The sequence below is a fragment of the Ruegeria sp. CE8 genome (genome assembly GCF_056537465.1).
This window is the reverse complement of record NZ_JBQFRP010000009.1, coordinates 177,697-194,405: the sequence shown is the minus strand read 5'-3', so window position 1 is coordinate 194,405 and position 16,709 is coordinate 177,697. Positions and strand designations below refer to the sequence as shown.

The window sequence follows — 16,709 nt, the reverse complement described above, 5'->3', positions numbered from 1 at the left end:
GGTCGATCATTTTTTCCATGACACATCAACAATTTCAAACGGCAGAAAACCGCCCACAAGCCTCTAACAAAGCAACGCTCCAACAATCGACTCTGAAACATCAGGCGTCATTGCCTTCTTTCATTAACATATCATAATGAAACCACTAAGAAAATCGCTTGTCTCCGCTAAATGTCCCTTTGCAGAGTTTTGCTGGCGAAAACCTTTTTTGTTTTCGACCAAGAGATTTTCGACCCATGCAACACCTTCGAACCGCTCAAAAGTTGTGCAAATGTGGTATCGCATGGAATTGAGAGCACCAAATGCAGGCATCGCAGCCGGCGTTTACGCGGCATATCGCGGGGGTCCGGAGGGAAACACGCAACGTCACTGCCACTTATTTCTTCACCATGCACTTGCGCGACCGGCCGCATGAACCTATTTGCCTACGACTCTGCGCCCCGATCGGAATGGGCAACTCTGTCGCGTCATTTGATCTGCCCTTTAGACAGGATCGATTATAGGTTATCTGAGCGAGCGCATGATTTCATGATCTGGAGAATTCAATGATTAAGCGTGCCTGGACCGAGTGGCGATCAGGCTATATGGGCCGCCTCATCAGCGAAAGCTTTTTTGCCCAAGGTCCTCTTTATGCCGTTGCCATCGTTGCGATGATCGCCGTTGCCGCGACCACCGCTGGCTCTGCCTTTATGATGGAATACATCGTCGACGCGATGACCAGCCCTGATATGCGCGAGTGGGCAGCGATGATTGCCCTCGGCGTTGTTCTGCTTTTTCTGGCCAAGGCGGTCGCTTCTTACATTCAGTCGATCTACCTTGCGCGTGCGGGAAACCGGATCATCGCGATGCAACAAGACCGCGTGTATCGCAAATTGTTGCGGCATGGCGTTTCATTTTTTGCCCAAAATGAATCCTCTGACCTGCTCATGCGCACCACACATGGTGCGCAAGCCGCGCGAACCCTGATTGACGTTATCGTCACAGGATTTGTCCGCGACGCGCTAACCCTGGTGGGTCTTGTAATCGTCATGGTGTATCAGCAGCCCGTGCTATCCATCATGTTCTTCGTTGTCGGCCCGGTGGCTTTGCTGGGTGTGCGGTACTTGCTGAAAAGCGTACGCTCGATCATGCAGCAGGAATTCAAATCGCTGGCAGAGATCATCCGGGTGCTGCAGGAAACTTCGGCTGGTATCAAGGTGATCAAGGTCTTCTCGCTTGAGGATCGCATGATCAACCGCATGGAAACCGCCATCCTCAAGGTCGAGGAACGCTCGAACGACATTGCGCGACTGCAGTCCATCGCCAGCCCGCTGATGGAATTTCTGGCCGGCCTTGCCGTTGCCGGCGTTCTGGTCGTCTCGACCCTCGGTATTGCAGGTACGGAACAGCCGACCGCGGGTCAGTTAATGTCCTTTATCACAGCTTTGCTAATGGCTTATGAGCCCGCCAAACGTCTGTCGAGAATGCGCGTTCAGATCGAGGCAGCCATGGTCGGCGTCGGTATGCTTTTTGGCCTTCTGGATCAGGAAGACACGATGCAGGAAAGCCCCGAAGCGCGCGACCTTCTGAATGGACCTGGTGAGATCGCTTTGCGCAACGTCACCTTCGGATACCACGGTTCAATTCCTGTAATCGAAAACATGAACGTGACTTTCGACGCCCGGAAAACCACGGCCTTGGTAGGGCAATCTGGGGGCGGTAAGTCGACGATATTCGGGCTGATCATGCGGTTCTATGACCCTGATGAAGGAACGGTCGAAATCGACGGCCAGAACCTGGAAGACGCCAGCTACGCGTCATTACGGCGGAAGATATCTTATGTAGGCCAGGACACGTTCCTGTTTTCGGCCTCCGTTATGGAGAACCTACGCTGCTCGGCACCGGACGCGTCGAACGAGGAGGTCATCGAAGCCGCAAAGGCAGCATACGCGCATGATTTCATAAGCGGTCTGCCGGATGGCTATGACACACAGGTCGGTGAAAACGGTACCTTCCTGTCAGGCGGTCAAAAACAACGGATTGCTATTGCACGGGCGATTCTGCGCAATGCCGAAATCTTGCTGCTGGACGAAGCCACCAGCGCGTTGGATGCTGAATCCGAAGCTCTCGTAAAGTCGGCACTGGACTCGTTGACGCAGAATATGACCGTAATTGTGATTGCCCACCGGCTTTCGACTGTTCTTGAAGCCGACAAAATCATGGTCGTGCAGGATGGTTCTGTGGTCGAGCAGGGCAACTTGGACGAATTGATGGAAATGAATGGCCAGTTCCGCAACTTGTTCGACCAGCAATTTAAGAAACGGGAATCCACAGCCGAGGTAAGTGTCGAAACTACGGATTGATCGCGGCACAGCTGATTTTATGAACGCGATGGCCAGCCCTTGGCCGTCGCCTTGGCAAATGGATTGCTGCCAAAGACGTTGTACCAGTTTGATGCGATCGGGCTACCGACAGAAAGCTGTTGCATTTCTGTCCCATCATCTTTGAAAACTTTGATTTTGGGACTTAATTTCGCACAACCTGAAATTTAATAACTTCTTCCAAAGACTCCCGTTTCCGCTACGAGACTGAAATGATGCGGAATACCAGTGCGACTTAGTATTCAACTATTCTACTTGAGGCTTAAACATGGTCACTAGTGTTTCGAGGCCCTCCTCCTCTTCACCACTGCACTCAATTCAAGGACCTGTGGCCTATGGTGATGGAATTGACGGCACGACGACCGTACTCACATATAACTTCGCCCAAAACGTCGACACGCAGCCCTGGACCGAGGCATACAAAGCAGAATTCAGGGCTGCACTCGCCGTCTTTGAAGCTGTCGCAAATATCAGATTTGTTGAAACTGCCAGCGTGACGGCTGATCTGCAGGAGTTTATTGCACCAAGTTCAGCCTTCGGAGGACCAAACACATTAGGTTCACATCAAATTAATTTCTTTGGCCCGTCCAAGGGCAATTATAGCACTGACTATTGGAGGCCGGGCGCTCAGAGCAACGGCGACCCCGGCGGATTTTTTTTCACAACAATCGTTCATGAAATTGGGCACGCCTTGGGATTGTTGCACCCGCATGATAACGATCTTGGCACATCTGTCATGAACGGAGTGACCTCGCCCTTCGGTTCCTATGGGGTCGGAAATTTGAACCAGGGCGTTTACACCGTTATGTCCTACAATGACGGTTGGACACAGCAGAACGGCCTGCTCTCGGTTTCAGCAACTTATGGCGGCTCAACCGGTCTGGGCGCATTGGATATCGCCGCCCTGCAGAATATGTACGGCGCAAACACGTCAACCAATTCCGGGGACAACGTATATATTCTCTCGGCAGCGAATGTTGCTGGTGTAGGCTATCAGGCCATCTGGGATACCGGCGGCATCGACATTATCGCCCATAACGGCCAGCAAGGGGCAACAATCGACCTGCGAGCTGCCACTCTGGACTATTCAAGCACCGGTGGTGGTGTTGTTTCGCACGCTGCAGGAGTCAAAGGTGGCTTCACGATCGCCCATGGCGTCGTAATTGAGAACGCTGCAGGCGGTTGGGGCGATGACACGATCTACGGCAACAGTGCGGTGAATGATCTGCGGGGTCACAACGGGCACGATACGATATTCTCGGCATCAAACGGTTACAACAACAACACAATCTACGGCGGGAACGGCAACGACGTCATACACCTCGCCAATGGGCGTGGCGCGGATACCGTTTATGGTGAAAATGATGACGACATTGCCCTTGTATCAAGAAACGAGGGTTCGTTTTTTGGCGGCGCCGGGCATGACACGATCAGATTTGTCAGCGCATTAAGTAATTTCCTGTTCCTCAACAACGGCGGAAATTACGAGTTCCTTAACCTGATTTCGCGATCCACATTCACCGTTGGCACTGATGTCGAACTGTTTCAGTTCCAAAACGGGGTATGGACTTACGATCTGGCGGATCTGCTCCCTAGGGTGGCCGTTCAGAATATTGAAACCAACGGCACTGTTCTCCAACACGCCGCGCAAGGCGCTTACATTTTGGACGGCGGCACATTGAACATTGGCTTGAAGTACAATGACCAAATCGTCGGCGACCAAACCTTCGCAGGCTGGCAGGCTGTACAAGCCCAGGCTTCCAACAGTGGTTATCGGGTTTTGTGGAAAAGCTCCGACGGTCAGTACGTGAATTGGGTCGTACATTCTTCAGGTAACTTCATCACAACTGACCGCATTGAAAACATTGTCGACCTGGAAACCTTTTTTAATGCTGATCTGAACGATGACGGGACAATCGGGCACACGATCAACACCGTTGAAACAGATGGCTCGACCAATCTCCGCGAATCCACACATGGGTTTTACGTGATCGGCTCGGATACTCGGATCAAATTCAACGGCCAGGATGTCGGACCCCAAAGCTTCGCCGGCTGGAAGGCCATTCACGTTGAGGCCGATGGCAATGATTACCGGGTTCTGTGGACAAACGGTAATGGGGAGTACACAGATTGGACCGTGGACGGAAGCGGTTCTTATGTAAGTCACACGACTGTCGACAACATCGTTGATGTTGAAACCGTGTTCGACGTCGATTTCAACAATGATGGCACAATCGGCCATACCACCAGAACCATTGAGTCCAACGGATCCACGACCCTGTCCGCATCGACACACGGGTATTATCTGATTGGCGCGGATAAAAAGATCGAATTCAACGGGGAATATGTAGGACCAAACAGCTTTGCCGGCTGGGAGGCCGTACAGGTCGAAGCCAAGGATGGCGGGTACCGCGTTCTCTGGAAGAACGAATCTGGTGAATACACGGATTGGACCCTGAACGGCGACGGTGAGTATGTGTCTCATGCTCCTGTCGGAGTCATTGAAGATGCTGAAATTCTCTTCGGCGTTGATCTGAATGACAACGGAACAACTGGGTATGAGACCACCACCGTCGAGACAAACGGTTCAACATCGCTGGCCATAGCGCGTCAGGGGTTCTACCTGATTGATGGCGCGACGCGGATCAAATTTAACGGTCAGGACGTCAGCCCCAGCAGTTTTGAAGGCTGGGTCGCCATTCACGTCGAAGCCACTGCAGGCGGCTTCCGTGTCCTATGGAGGGATGGCGACAGAAACTACACAGAATGGACCCTTGATGGCGACAGCAATTATGTACGCCACACCATTGTAGACGAAGCTGCAAATGTCGAAAGCTTTTATGGTGCCGATATCGACGGAAGCGGAAGTGTCGGTCTGGAGGAGCCAAGGCTAGCGCAACAGCCAAGCAACATCCAAAAGACCAATATCCCGGAAGAGCGTCAAGCATACTTGCCCGCGAACGACTCCGAGGACGAGTTTCACTTCGACGCAGAATCAATGGAACGGTTGGCGGGTACTAATTCCAACCTAGGAGACGAATCCGGCGAGCTTGATGTTCTGCTCACCACTGCCGCGCATGAAGCGCACCGCGATACCACCCAAGGTAACGCAGGTATTGATCAGGGATTACCGGCAGGTTTCACTCTTGAAAGCATGCTTGAGGAAGACGCTTTCTGGCTGTGAGGCCCATGGAAGCGAAAAGACCGTCGTATTTTCAAAGGTTCAACAAAAAAAGGCGGGATGCGAATTGCATCCCGCCTGTTGTACTCACCGTTGAGCCAAAAACTCAGTTCTCAGCCAGCGCTTTTGATAGAGTGTAGTATAGGCTGCCTACGGCATCCTCGGGAGATGTCAGGAAGACAGTGTCGATCGCTGGCTTAGGATGTTCTTCTTTGGCCAGCGCAAACGAGACAAACCTTTCTTTCGTGAACCCATCCAAAAAGATCACCTTCAGACCAAGCTCGCGTGCGATCCACGCGATATTGGACTCGCTATGGAAAAACCGGTGTGCGGGATACACATATCCAGGCGAAAGCATTGGTCCCTGGCAAATCAACACACCATCCGGCGCAAGCGATTTAACGACCTCACTGAGGATTTCCATCGGATTTTCAAAGTGCTCGATTACATGCCAAAGGAAGACAATGTCCACACTTCCCTGTTCGTCAGAACGCTGGGCCAGAAAGTTCAGGGCCGAAGTCGATACCAGTCGATCACCCGACAAATCGAAAACTGCACGTGCCTGTTCACTTAGTTCGGCAGATGGCTCACATCCGTAGGCGTCATAGCCTTTGTTAAGCAAAGCAGTCAAAAGGTTACCGCGACCCGAACCGACATCATAAACGACGGTGTCTTCGTCTGGTGCCTTAATGATTTCCTTATAAAAATCAACGACGGCCTCCATGCCAGCAACTAGTTCGGTCAGGGATTCCGGCGTCTCATCCTTCCAGAAGTCCTCGTGAAAAGACGTTTGCCGTGAAATCTCGTCTTCAACAATTTCAAGATATTCAGGGCACAGCGCGGCACAATTTTTGCAATGGAAGATTCGAACGGGTGCCATTTCGAAATCCGGGGCTCTGAGAATTGGGACTATATCCTCAGAGTGGCAGCAGTTGCAGCTAGTCAGTTCTTGGCTCACGACTGGTTTGTTTTCTTTTTCCACGTATTTTTCTTTCCATTTGTCATGCACGGATTCAGACGAATTTTGTCGCGAATCCGCACTTGTGACTAAGCCAATGCTCCGAAGTCTCTAAGCACCAGCTGTCGCGTGCCGGGAGGTACCTGATACGTTTCAGTCAAGGATCTGCTTATACAGGTCAATGTACGAGTTGCAGATGTCCTCATAATCGTGCTCGCTTGTCGCAGCCTCGCGGCAAGCCTTCCGAATAACGGCCAGCTTCTCTGGCGTGAGTTCACGCAAAAAATCTACAATGGGCTCGATCTTGTTCTTGGACAGGATACCGGTGACTCCATTTTCTACAAGCTCAGGAATGCCTCCGTTAGCAAAACCGGCAATTGGCGTACCTGACGCCAAACATTCCAGAACAATAAGCGGGCAGTTTTCCTCTTCTGAAAACACAAAGGCGGTATCGCAGAGGCTGTATAGTTCCGCACGTGTTTCTTGGTCTTTTACGAACCCCGCATGGACGACAGACAAGCCTTCAAACAGGTCAGCCGCCAATTCAGAATAACGCCCGACAAGAACGATTACGGGGTCTTTTTCTTCCATAATCCGCGCAATTTCCGCGACTTTATTCGGTCCTTTGCGCGTATCCCCAAGGTGGCTGGCTGAAAACAGATAAACCGGACGGCCGTCGTCTGGTATGTCGTGCTTTGCTCTCATTTCACTGACGTTGCGAGGACGGTACCCCTCGAGGTCCACCCCATTGGTGACAAAATGTGCTTTATCAGCGGGCCAGCCAGCGGACTTGTATTGCTCGATCATCCAGCGACTGGGCGCCGAAAAATGAACGTTTTCCTGCTGCAACTTCTTCCGCCGTGTGTGCAGAGTCTTGACCCGGTTCTTTCTGGTCTGCATAGGCCAATTTCCCAGTTGCGGGCAAAACTCACATGTCGTTTGAAACTGAGTGCAATTGGTAGGGTACAGGCAACCGGCCGTAAACGGAGAGCAATCGTGGAGGGTCCACAAAACTGGAGTTTTTTGCGAGATCCAATTCACAGCCTCATGCGAGAGCGTGGTAGACAGATCGTGCATGTGTACGATGTCGAAATCTTGACGAAGCTTCCGTACCGTCGAAGATAGCAACTCGAAAGGATTGTGGTCACGGTAACCGCGCTTTCCTTCGACGTTCTTAAGTGCCCGAATAACAGGTCCGGCACCGCCATAAATTGGATGTTGGGAATCGTCATCGGCGTTGAAATGAACGGCCGTATGCCCGAACTTTTGCAGATACCGGGTGACATCGGCCGCGACTGCACTTGCACCACCGCCGCGCACATCGCTTTTGCTGACTACAGCTACTTTCATATTCGCTCCGGTCTTCAGACTTTAGAGAGTTTCTTTTTCTTGCGGACATAATTGACCCTTGCGCGGGTCAATTTACCCAGTGCTGCCGCGTAAGCTTCAGGCCAACGACTACGTTTGAGATTTCTTTGGTGCGAGTTCTTTTCACCAATCATTGTGAGGCTTTCGCCAATTTCGTCCCCAATCCCCGAAAAGACTCTGACAGAAGAAAAACGATGTGCATCATGCCGTGATGGAATTTGCATAAATTTCCAAGCGTCCGACGCATCATAGCCCTGGGTGAGTACCTTAATATCGTCATACGACAGTTTCTCGGTAAGATCTTTGATCGCTTTGAAAGCGCCGTTTTGAATGTACCGCGCCTTTTGCATAGCGGATTGCTCCGCTTCGGATACATCGAACTTGAGCCAAGTGTACTCGTCATTTTCCATTGCCACGGAGTAGACGCTGCCATGATCGGCGGAAAAGAAAAACTCCAGAATGTCGCGATACCGGCCAGTCATTTCGGCTTGGTATGACCCCATGCCATTCATGCAAGTAAAGGCTTCATGAGGATAATCCCGGCGCTCAAGAATGTCGATCGCCTCCCAGCTGGTTCCGGCGTAAAAGCCAACAATGTCTCTTTTGCCACCTAGGCATTCTTCGATGGCAGCTTGCAGACTTCCGCGCCACCCCAGGTCAACCAGACCGGTTTTTTGACCCTCTGGAAACTCTCGTTCATAATAGTCAACAACGGCTTCACGCTCTGCTCCGAACGCGCGTAGCAGAGGACCGGAATTTTCGGACAGGCCGTGCAGAAACTTCTTACGCGATCTGCGATCAAGTTTCGCATCAGGGTCGAACCCCAGAGAATTCATATGAATTTTTATAGAGTCCGCCACGCGCAACTTGGCAAAAAACTCTGAAATGGTTTCCGAGTTTTCCAATGTCGTGTGCAGAAAGTTTTTGACTACTTCCGGTCGCAAAAGTGTAAATGGCAAGGTTGTAAGACGCCGGGACGCCGCGACGTAGGATGTTTCCCGCTCTGGGTGCAAAAGATCAAAGACCTTTTGCATAAACTGACCATCCCGAGCCAGAAACGCCATTTTTTGAACACCATGCTTATCGGCGTTATCCGCCAACCAAATGCTGAATGCTGTCACAAATGGCGCAAGTACGGTCGCACCGATAGCTTCAAAATACTTTTCTTCACTCAGCCCGGTGACATCCGCAGTTGCGCGATCGAAGCACTCTTCTTCCAAAAAACGAGCGATAAATGCCTGAGACAAGGCATGACTGCCATAATACGCAAAGGTGTTATCCTTAGCCCGTTTGACACGATGAATAAGAGAATTGGATGGCGTCAGATGGTGGGTCCTGAATCCCCTCAATTCGGCCATGCGTACGTCTGGGTACCAGTTGTCGCCGATATGCATTATCTCCGGCGGCGCGACTTCGAAATGCTCCAATACCAGATCGTATGCGGTGCCGTGATGCTTGGACTTCTGTGTTTCACTGGACAGGAACAGCTTTTCGTATCCCGTGATCCCAACGTTCGCAAGTATATCTTCAATAACGTCACGCGGAAGATACATATCCGACGTCACCACGTAGCGCGCGCCAGTTTTCTTAATGTGGTCTAGGAATTTTCGACCGAAAACCGAAAGCTTGATCGCCCGCTTTTCAGCAGCGATTTCTTTTGCCTTCAATATCCGCGCATCTTCTTCACTGCAACGCGCCAGTAGACACAGACATTCATATATCTCGTCGAGCGAGGTTTCTTCGCGACCATCAGTTGCAGCCATTCGACGAGCAAGCGATTCACCGTGAACTCTATAGTCAGTGAAGTTATCGATGATACGCTTCACTTCAGGATCCGCTTCCATTCCGACAAACACATCGATAGGTGTTTTTGTCAGTCGAAATACCAGCGTGTCAAATATATCCACTGAAAAGTGGGCGATATTGGTGTCTGTCCCGAACAAAGATACGCAGCCTTTTATGGAAACGATATTGCCCGCTCTTTATCGTAGATTGGGCAGTAATTGCCAGCCCGATTCTGGCGCTCAGAGCGTTTCCGCCGCAGGCATCGTGTCGAAACTCGATCTCGTGGAAACAGGATGCGCATGTCAGAAAACAATCCAACCCTGAGACTTTGACCGGAGTGCTCGAAAGCTCTCGGAGTCAAGTTTGCCATGCCGGCAGCAGAGCAGAATGCCCAGTACTCATTTTCTACAGGTATTGGTACCTTGGCAGAGCGAGAGTATCGAAACCGCATATGGCAACGCCACCTGGTTTTCTGTTTCACCTGACGCCTGCTAGGGTCGCGGCGAGCGCAAAATACCACCCCAACATCAGAATAGCCTGGCGACCCCGGCAGGATTCGAACCTGCAACCTGCCCCTTAGGAGGGGGCTGCTCTATCCAGTTGAGCCACGGGGCCGCGCAACGCCCTCTGTAACCGGGTTTTTCGGGGTTGTCATGGCCTTTGCACAATGGTTGTAAATCTTCCTCTGTTCACGCTACCATCGGGCAAAACAACTTCGCAGGTACCCCAGTGACAACAGATACCAAACGCCCGCTTACCCTTCGTGATGTCTCGGAAGCGTCCGGAGTGTCAGAAATGACGGTCAGTCGGGTCCTGCGAAACAGAGGCGATGTTTCGGACGCCACGCGAACCCGCGTTCTGGCAGCTGCGAAAGAGCTGGGGTACGTGCCCAACAAGATCGCAGGCGCGCTTGCTTCCAGCCGGGTCAATCTGGTGGCGGTGATCATTCCATCGCTGTCGAACATGGTGTTCCCTGAAGTTCTGACGGGCATCAACCAGGTGCTGGAAGATACCGAGCTGCAGCCCGTTGTGGGCGTCACCGACTACATGCCGGAAAAAGAGGAAAAGGTGCTGTACGAGATGCTCTCGTGGCGACCGTCCGGTGTGATCATCGCGGGTTTGGAACATACCGAGGCGGCACGGGCGATGCTGGATTCGGCCGGTATTCCGGTGGTCGAGGTCATGGATACAGACGGCAAACCCGTGGATGCGATGGTAGGGATCTCTCATCGTCGCGCAGGGCGAGAAATGGCACAGGCGATCCTGAAGGCTGGCTATCAACATATCGGGTTCATGGGCACCAAAATGCCGCTGGACCACCGCGCGCGCAAACGGTTCGAAGGCTTTACCGAAGTTCTGGGCAAACACGGCGTCGAGATCGAAGATCGCGAGTTCTATTCGGGCGGGTCGGCCTTGGCTAAGGGGCGCGAGATGACCCAGGCCATGCTGGAGCGGTCTCCGGATCTGGATTTCCTGTATTATTCCAACGATATGATCGGTGCCGGTGGGCTTTTGTACCTGCTGGATCAGGGGATTGATGTACCAGGGCAGATCGGCCTGGCCGGGTTCAACAACGTCGAACTTTTGCAGGGCCTGCCACGCAAGCTGGCCACCATGGACGCCTGCCGGTTGGAAATCGGCCGGAAGGCGGCGGAAATCATCGCGGCGCAATTGGCCGATCCCAATGCCGAGATCGAAACACGCGTAACCCTGACCCCAAAGATCAGTTATGGCGACACGCTGAAACGGCGCTGACCGCATGGCCATGCAACGGCTGGATAACCGGACAGCCCGCGCGCTGTTCATGGATCGGCATGCATTGGCTGAACCGCCGTCAGGTGGCTCCAAAGGCTCGGACCTGCTGGAATTGATCCACCGGCTCGGCTTTGTGCAACTGGACAGCATCAACACGGTTGCGCGCGCGCATGACATGATCCTGTTTTCGCGGCGGCCATCCTACCGCGCGGGCAATCTCAAACGCCTGTACGAACGCGACAGGGCTTTGTTCGAACACTGGACCCATGACGCGGCTGTCATTCCTATGGAGTTTTATCCCCATTGGCACCTGCGCTTTCAGCGCGACGCCGATTTGCTGAAATCCCGATGGAAGAACTGGCGCCGGGACGGGTTCGAACAGCAGTTTGCCATTGTCCTGCAGCACATCCGCGACCATGGCCCCGTGTCCTCATCCGATGTTGGCAAGGATGAGAAAAAGGGCTCGGGCGGTTGGTGGGACTGGCACCCGTCAAAAACCGCGCTTGAGTTTCTGTGGCGCTCAGGCGCGCTAACGGTCATCGGGCGGCAGGGGTTTCAAAAGCGCTATGACCTGACGGAACGGGTGATCGAAACACATCTTTGCCCTGGGAACGCCCCTTGCGACGCCAAGGAAACAGTGAACTGGCTTTGCAATGCGGCACTGGATCGGTTGGGGTTCGCGACCTCGGGCGAATTGGCCGCGTTCTGGGATACCGTTTCCGTGTCCGAAGCGAAATCCTGGTGTGAACAGGGTCTAATCAAGGGTGTTTTGGAAGAGGTCGAGATTACGTGTGCGGACGGGAATGTGCGCAAAGTGATCGCTCGCCCGTCTGTTTCGGAAATGGCCGCGACCGTGCCGCGCCCGTCAGGCCGCATCCGTGTCCTCAGCCCCTTTGATCCCATGCTACGGGATCGCAATCGCGCCGAGCGACTGTTCGGGTTCCACTACCGGATTGAGGTATTCGTGCCGGCGGCAAAGCGAACTTACGGGTATTACGTCTTCCCACTGCTGGAAGGTGACCGGATGATCGGCCGTATAGACATGAAGGCGCAACGGGATCGCGGTGTGCTTCAGGTCAATGCACTGTGGCCGGAACGATCCGTGCGCTGGTCCGATGCACGGACCAACAGGTTGCAATCAGAACTCGACCGCGTCCGCCGATTTACCGGACTCGACAGCGTGGTATTCGCGGCAGATTGGCTAAAAGCCTCCAAGTAGGGTCTTTTTCACCGCGTCAATGTCAGGCCGATCGGCCGCAACCCGTCAATGCCGCCTTCCAAAACGTCGCCTGCCTGGACCGGGCCAACCCCTGCCGGGGTGCCAGTCAGGATCAGGTCACCCGGCCGCAAGTGGTAGAAACCGGACAAGTGGCAGATGATCTCGTCAATTTTCCAGATCATCTCTTCCAGCGTCGCGTCCTGCCGGATCTCGCCGTTCACGCTCAGGTGAATTCGTTTGTTGGCGTCCGGGGCCCAGTCCGCAGCGCGGGTCAAGGGCGCGAACACGGCTCCGTTTTCAAGATCCTTGCCCAAATCCCATGGACGTTGCTTGTTCCGCTCGCGGATTTGCAGGTCGCGGCGGGTCATGTCCAAGGCGCACCCATAGGCGTAAACAGCACTCAGCGCCTCGGCACTGCCTGCACGGAATACCGATTTGCCGATCGCAACCGCCAACTCCATCTCATAGTGAAAATTCTCTGTGCCCGGTGGATATGGCACTGTCGCACCGGACAAAACCGCGTTCGCAGCAGATTTCGTGAAGTAAAAAGGCGCTTCCCGGTCGACTTCATTCCCCATTTCCGCCGCATGAGCCGCATAATTGCGTCCGACACAGAAAATTCGACCTACGGGATATGTTGACGAAACACCCTCTACCGGAATTGCGACCGGTTCGGGTAAGGAAAACAGATTGTCCGGCATCAATGCCCCCTAAACTGCAACACGCACGTCGTTTCTAAGTCGGCATGATCACTTGGACAAGCCGCGCGGGAACGCACCCTTTATCACCATTGCGGGAACGGGCAGCTTTCAGCGCGTGTTCACAATTGGGTTTTTTGCCTTGGCAAGCACCCGACACGGGCTATGTGACCAGACAAAGAAAGTCATGCGAATCCGGAGACATATAGCCGGAGACCTAGCGTTGACCTCAAGACACCCGCCGCAGCTGAAGCCACTCACCCGCTGTTGGGTGCGACTGTATCAGAGAACGACGGCCAAAGATCATCACCCCCAACACGGTCTTTGTGTCCGGATGTCCGCCTAATTTCAGGTCGGCTGTTTCTCTGAAACGTGAGCTGGATGGGAAAGGGTAACCCGGAACATCTGGCCGCGGGGCCAGACAGAAAGTCCAGTCAAAGTCTGGCCACCCCGTCGGAGGATACCCCCTATCTCTCCGGCGGGGGCTGTGCCCGCATCCTGCAGCACACGCGATCAGGTCTTCAGATCATGCAAATCATTCAGCAGATCCAACAGGGCTTCGTGCCGGTCGGGTCCCAACTGGGCCTTGATCTCTTCGGCCAGGTGCAGCGTCACCTGCATGTTGTCCTGTATGATCTTTTCACCTTTCGCGGTGATGTCGACAATCTGGCGACGCTTGTCATCGGAATGAGCTTTGCGCCGGATCAAACCCTTGGCTTCCAGTTTTTGCAGGATTCGCGTCAGACTGGGCAGCAAAAGGCACGCACGATCCGCGATACGCGTTGGCTCCTGCGGGCCTTCCTCTTTCAGAACGCGCAAAACGCGCCATTGTTGTTCCGTTACACCCGCATCAGCCAGCATATTCCGAATAGGTCCCATGACCCTTTCGCGCGCCCGCAGCAGTGCAATCGGCAATGAGCGAGACGTTTTAGGTAAGTCGCTGGTCATACGGAATCTTTGCCGAATTCGGGCGTTACTGCAACTGACCAGTCAAATTCGTACGTTATTATCTGAATTTCGTTTATTAGAGACTTAATGAATGGCGCTAACCCGCGTCAAAGCGGTATCAAATTTAGTAAACATAGCAATTAATATTGACCTTTGGCGCTGAATGCCCATGACTGTCGACATAAAGAAACTCAGCTCGGGGCGGCCTCGGGTTTGATGGAAATCTGAGGATTAGCATGAAGTGGGATGAGTTTTCGGACTGGGGCAAGAAAATCGCCGAGTGGACACAGGATTATCACATGACGGTCGGTGACAAACCTGTACGCGCCCGAACCGAACCGGGGGACATTCTCAACGCGCTGCCCGAACATCCGCCGGAGCACGCGCAGCCGATGGAGGACGTCTTCCGCGATTTCGAGGACATCGTGATGCCGGGGATCACCCATTGGCAGCATCCTCGGTTCTTTGCCTATTTCAACTCGAACGCCTCGGCCCCATCGGTCCTGGCCGAGTTCCTGGCTAGCGCCATCGCCCCGCAATGCATGTTGTGGCAGACCTCGCCGGCCGCGACCGAGATGGAAACGCGGATGATGGACTGGCTGCGTCAGGCGCTGGACCTGCCGGAAGGCTTTGCGGGTGTCATTCAGGATTCCGCCTCCTCAGCGACACTGGCCGCAGTGTTGACGATGCGAGAGAAAGCCCTGAACTGGCAAGGGAACCAACAAGGATTGTTCGGGCGGAAACCACTGCGCGTTTATTGTTCGGCCGAAGTGCACACATCCGTTGATCGCGCCATATGGGTTGCCGGGATCGGGCAGGACAATCTGGTGCGTATTCCGATCAAAGGGGATTGGCGGGGGATGGACCCCGAAGCGCTGGAAGCGGCAATTCAGTCCGATTTAGACACTGGTTTGCATCCTGCTGGCGTCATTCTCTGCGTCGGCGGCACGGGCACGGGGGCGACCGATCCGGTCGATGAATGTCTGAAGATCGCGCAGAAATATGGGCTTTATTCCCATGTGGACGCGGCCTGGGCGGGGTCGGCCATGATCTGCCCCGAATATCGCCGCTATTGGCCCGGTGTGGATCAGGCCGACAGCATCGTCTTCAACCCGCACAAATGGCTGGGCATTCAGTTCGACTGCTGCGCGCATTTCCTGAAAGACCCCGACGATCTGGTGCAGACGCTGGCCATCAGCCCGGAATACCTGAAGACCCACGGTAAGGATGGGATCATCAACTACTCGGAGTGGTCGGTGCCATTGGGCCGCCGGTTCCGTGCGCTGAAACTGTGGTTCGTGATGCGCGCCTATGGGCTGGAAGGGCTGCGCGACCGTCTGCGCAACCACGTCAATTGGTCCGTTGCACTTCATGACCGGCTGGCGGCTGAACCGGACTTCGAAATCGTGACCCAACCGATGTGGTCACTGTGGACATTCCGGTATGCTCCGTCGGGTCATGCTGATCTGGACGATCTGAACTTGCGGCTGGTGAATGCTATCAACGATGATGGCCGCATTTATCTGACACAAACCCGGGTTGATGGCGATCTGGTGATCCGGTTCCAGGCCGGTCAGTTCGAGACGACCGAAGACGATGTTAGAATGGCCTTTGACGTGATTACCGAAATCGCCCGCTCGCTGACGTAAACAGGAGGTTCCGCGATGCCCGCCCCCATGAACCGCTTCAAACACGCCCTCAGAAACGGAGAGCGACAAATCGGCTGCTGGATGAGCTTTGCCGAAACCGTCACCGCCGAGATCATGGGCACCGCCGGCTTCGACTGGCTGGTCATTGATGGTGAACATGCACCAAACGACATCCGCTCGATCCGCGACCAGCTGATCGCGCTGACGGCCAGCGCCTCGCACCCGGTGGTGCGGGTGCCGGTGGGCGATACCGCGCTGATCAAAATGGTACTGGATGCCGGAGCACAGACGATCCTGGTGCCGATGGTCGAAAGCGCCGAACAGACGCGTGAACTGGTGAAGGCGTGCCAGTATCCGCCGCAAGGCGTTCGCGGTGTCGGAGCTGGTGCCGCCCGGGCGACGATGTACGGGTCGGTCACCGAGTATATTCAATCCGCCGACGATCAAATCTGCTTGCTGGTTCAGGTGGAGAATCGCGCCGGGATGGCGGCGCTGGATGACATTCTGCAGGTCGAGGGAATTGACGGGGTCTTTATCGGCCCGGCAGACCTGTCGACAGATATGGGCCACCAGGGCAACAGCGCCGCGCCTGAAGTGCGCGCCGTCATTGCCGATGCGATGACACGGATCAGCGCGGCCGGCAAAGCTCCCGGCATTCTTGGCACCAACGCAGAAGCAACCCAAGCCTATCTCGAGATGGGCGCGCAGTTTCTGGCGGTCGGCATTGACGTGATGCTGCTCGCGCAGGTGTCGCGAGCCTTGGCGGCAGAATGGAAGGCGAAGTGAGA

The 16,709-nt window shown here is 54.1% G+C and carries 11 protein-coding genes, 1 tRNA gene and 1 pseudogene; 7 read left to right on the top strand and 6 right to left on the bottom strand.

Annotated features, from left to right (window positions below; genetic code table 11):
- The first annotated feature begins 545 nt into the window (after positions 1-545).
- The 3 genes and pseudogenes from ACR0AA_RS15685 to ACR0AA_RS15675 all read left to right on the top strand — a co-directional run bounded on the left by ACR0AA_RS15685 (position 546) and on the right by ACR0AA_RS15675 (position 5,544).
- Complete coding sequence (locus tag ACR0AA_RS15685; protein WP_480756389.1) at positions 546-2,342, top strand: ABC transporter ATP-binding protein; 1,797 nt, start codon at positions 546-548, stop codon at positions 2,340-2,342.
- Positions 2,343-2,628: 286 nt separating this feature from the next.
- Positions 2,629-3,069 (top strand): annotated as a pseudogene (locus ACR0AA_RS15680) (matrixin family metalloprotease); the annotation flags it as partial.
- Positions 3,070-3,096: 27 nt separating this feature from the next.
- Complete coding sequence (locus tag ACR0AA_RS15675; protein WP_480756410.1) at positions 3,097-5,544, top strand: M10 family metallopeptidase C-terminal domain-containing protein; 2,448 nt, start codon at positions 3,097-3,099, stop codon at positions 5,542-5,544.
- A 103-nt stretch (positions 5,545-5,647) separates the two neighbouring features.
- Here ACR0AA_RS15675 and ACR0AA_RS15670 read toward each other — a convergent pair whose 3' ends face one another.
- From ACR0AA_RS15670 to ACR0AA_RS15655, 4 genes are all read right to left on the bottom strand, one after another.
- The gene (locus ACR0AA_RS15670) at positions 5,648-6,523 is read right to left on the bottom strand and encodes a class I SAM-dependent methyltransferase (protein WP_480756388.1); all 876 of its coding nucleotides are present in this window, start codon (positions 6,521-6,523) and stop codon (positions 5,648-5,650) included.
- Positions 6,524-6,652: 129 nt separating this feature from the next.
- Entirely contained in the window at positions 6,653-7,849 is a 1,197-nt protein-coding gene (locus ACR0AA_RS15665) for a glycosyltransferase (RefSeq protein ID WP_480756387.1), read from the bottom strand.
- A 14-nt stretch (positions 7,850-7,863) separates the two neighbouring features.
- Entirely contained in the window at positions 7,864-9,810 is a 1,947-nt protein-coding gene (locus ACR0AA_RS15660; protein ID WP_480756386.1) for an HAD family hydrolase, read from the bottom strand.
- A 380-nt stretch (positions 9,811-10,190) separates the two neighbouring features.
- A tRNA-Arg gene (locus ACR0AA_RS15655) sits at positions 10,191-10,267 on the bottom strand.
- Between the two features lie 114 nt (positions 10,268-10,381).
- On the opposite strand from ACR0AA_RS15655, the gene ACR0AA_RS15650 reads away from it, so the two are divergent.
- Positions 10,382-11,407, top strand: coding sequence for a LacI family DNA-binding transcriptional regulator (locus ACR0AA_RS15650; protein ID WP_480665262.1), 1,026 nt, complete (start codon positions 10,382-10,384; stop codon positions 11,405-11,407).
- Between the two features lie 4 nt (positions 11,408-11,411).
- A complete protein-coding gene (locus ACR0AA_RS15645; protein WP_480756385.1) occupies positions 11,412-12,626 on the top strand; it encodes a winged helix-turn-helix domain-containing protein in 1,215 nt (404 codons plus the stop codon).
- An 8-nt stretch (positions 12,627-12,634) separates the two neighbouring features.
- Here ACR0AA_RS15645 and ACR0AA_RS15640 read toward each other — a convergent pair whose 3' ends face one another.
- Positions 12,635-13,327 carry a fumarylacetoacetate hydrolase family protein gene (locus ACR0AA_RS15640; RefSeq protein WP_480665264.1) on the bottom strand — a complete coding sequence of 231 codons (693 nt, stop codon included), beginning with the start codon at positions 13,325-13,327 and terminating at the stop codon, positions 12,635-12,637.
- A gap of 510 nt (positions 13,328-13,837) precedes the next feature.
- Positions 13,838-14,272 (bottom strand): homoprotocatechuate degradation operon regulator HpaR, encoded by a 435-nt coding sequence (hpaR, locus tag ACR0AA_RS15635; protein WP_480665265.1) that lies wholly within the window; start codon positions 14,270-14,272, stop codon positions 13,838-13,840.
- A 236-nt stretch (positions 14,273-14,508) separates the two neighbouring features.
- Between hpaR and ACR0AA_RS15630 the strand changes: the two genes are divergently transcribed.
- Both ACR0AA_RS15630 and ACR0AA_RS15625 read left to right on the top strand, forming a co-directional pair.
- Entirely contained in the window at positions 14,509-15,921 is a 1,413-nt protein-coding gene (locus tag ACR0AA_RS15630) for a pyridoxal phosphate-dependent decarboxylase family protein (RefSeq protein WP_480756384.1), read from the top strand.
- Between the two features lie 15 nt (positions 15,922-15,936).
- Positions 15,937-16,707, top strand: a complete 771-nt coding sequence (locus ACR0AA_RS15625) for an HpcH/HpaI aldolase family protein (RefSeq protein WP_480665267.1) — start codon at positions 15,937-15,939, stop codon at positions 16,705-16,707.
- Positions 16,708-16,709 lie beyond the last annotated feature (2 nt).

Excerpts from the sequence above, each read along its gene's own strand:
- ACR0AA_RS15625 (WP_480665267.1), top strand. The coding sequence starts at position 15,937 with ATGCCCGCCCCCATGAACCGCTTCAAACACGCCCTCAGAAACGGAGAG.
- ACR0AA_RS15640 (WP_480665264.1), bottom strand. The coding sequence starts at position 13,327 with ATGCCGGACAATCTGTTTTCCTTACCCGAACCGGTCGCAATTCCGGTA.
- ACR0AA_RS15685 (WP_480756389.1), top strand. The coding sequence starts at position 546 with ATGATTAAGCGTGCCTGGACCGAGTGGCGATCAGGCTATATGGGCCGC.
- ACR0AA_RS15675 (WP_480756410.1), top strand. The coding sequence starts at position 3,097 with ATGAACGGAGTGACCTCGCCCTTCGGTTCCTATGGGGTCGGAAATTTG.
- ACR0AA_RS15630 (WP_480756384.1), top strand. The coding sequence starts at position 14,509 with ATGAAGTGGGATGAGTTTTCGGACTGGGGCAAGAAAATCGCCGAGTGG.
- ACR0AA_RS15645 (WP_480756385.1), top strand. The coding sequence starts at position 11,412 with ATGGCCATGCAACGGCTGGATAACCGGACAGCCCGCGCGCTGTTCATG.
- ACR0AA_RS15665 (WP_480756387.1), bottom strand. The coding sequence starts at position 7,849 with ATGAAAGTAGCTGTAGTCAGCAAAAGCGATGTGCGCGGCGGTGGTGCA.
- hpaR (WP_480665265.1), bottom strand. The coding sequence starts at position 14,272 with ATGACCAGCGACTTACCTAAAACGTCTCGCTCATTGCCGATTGCACTG.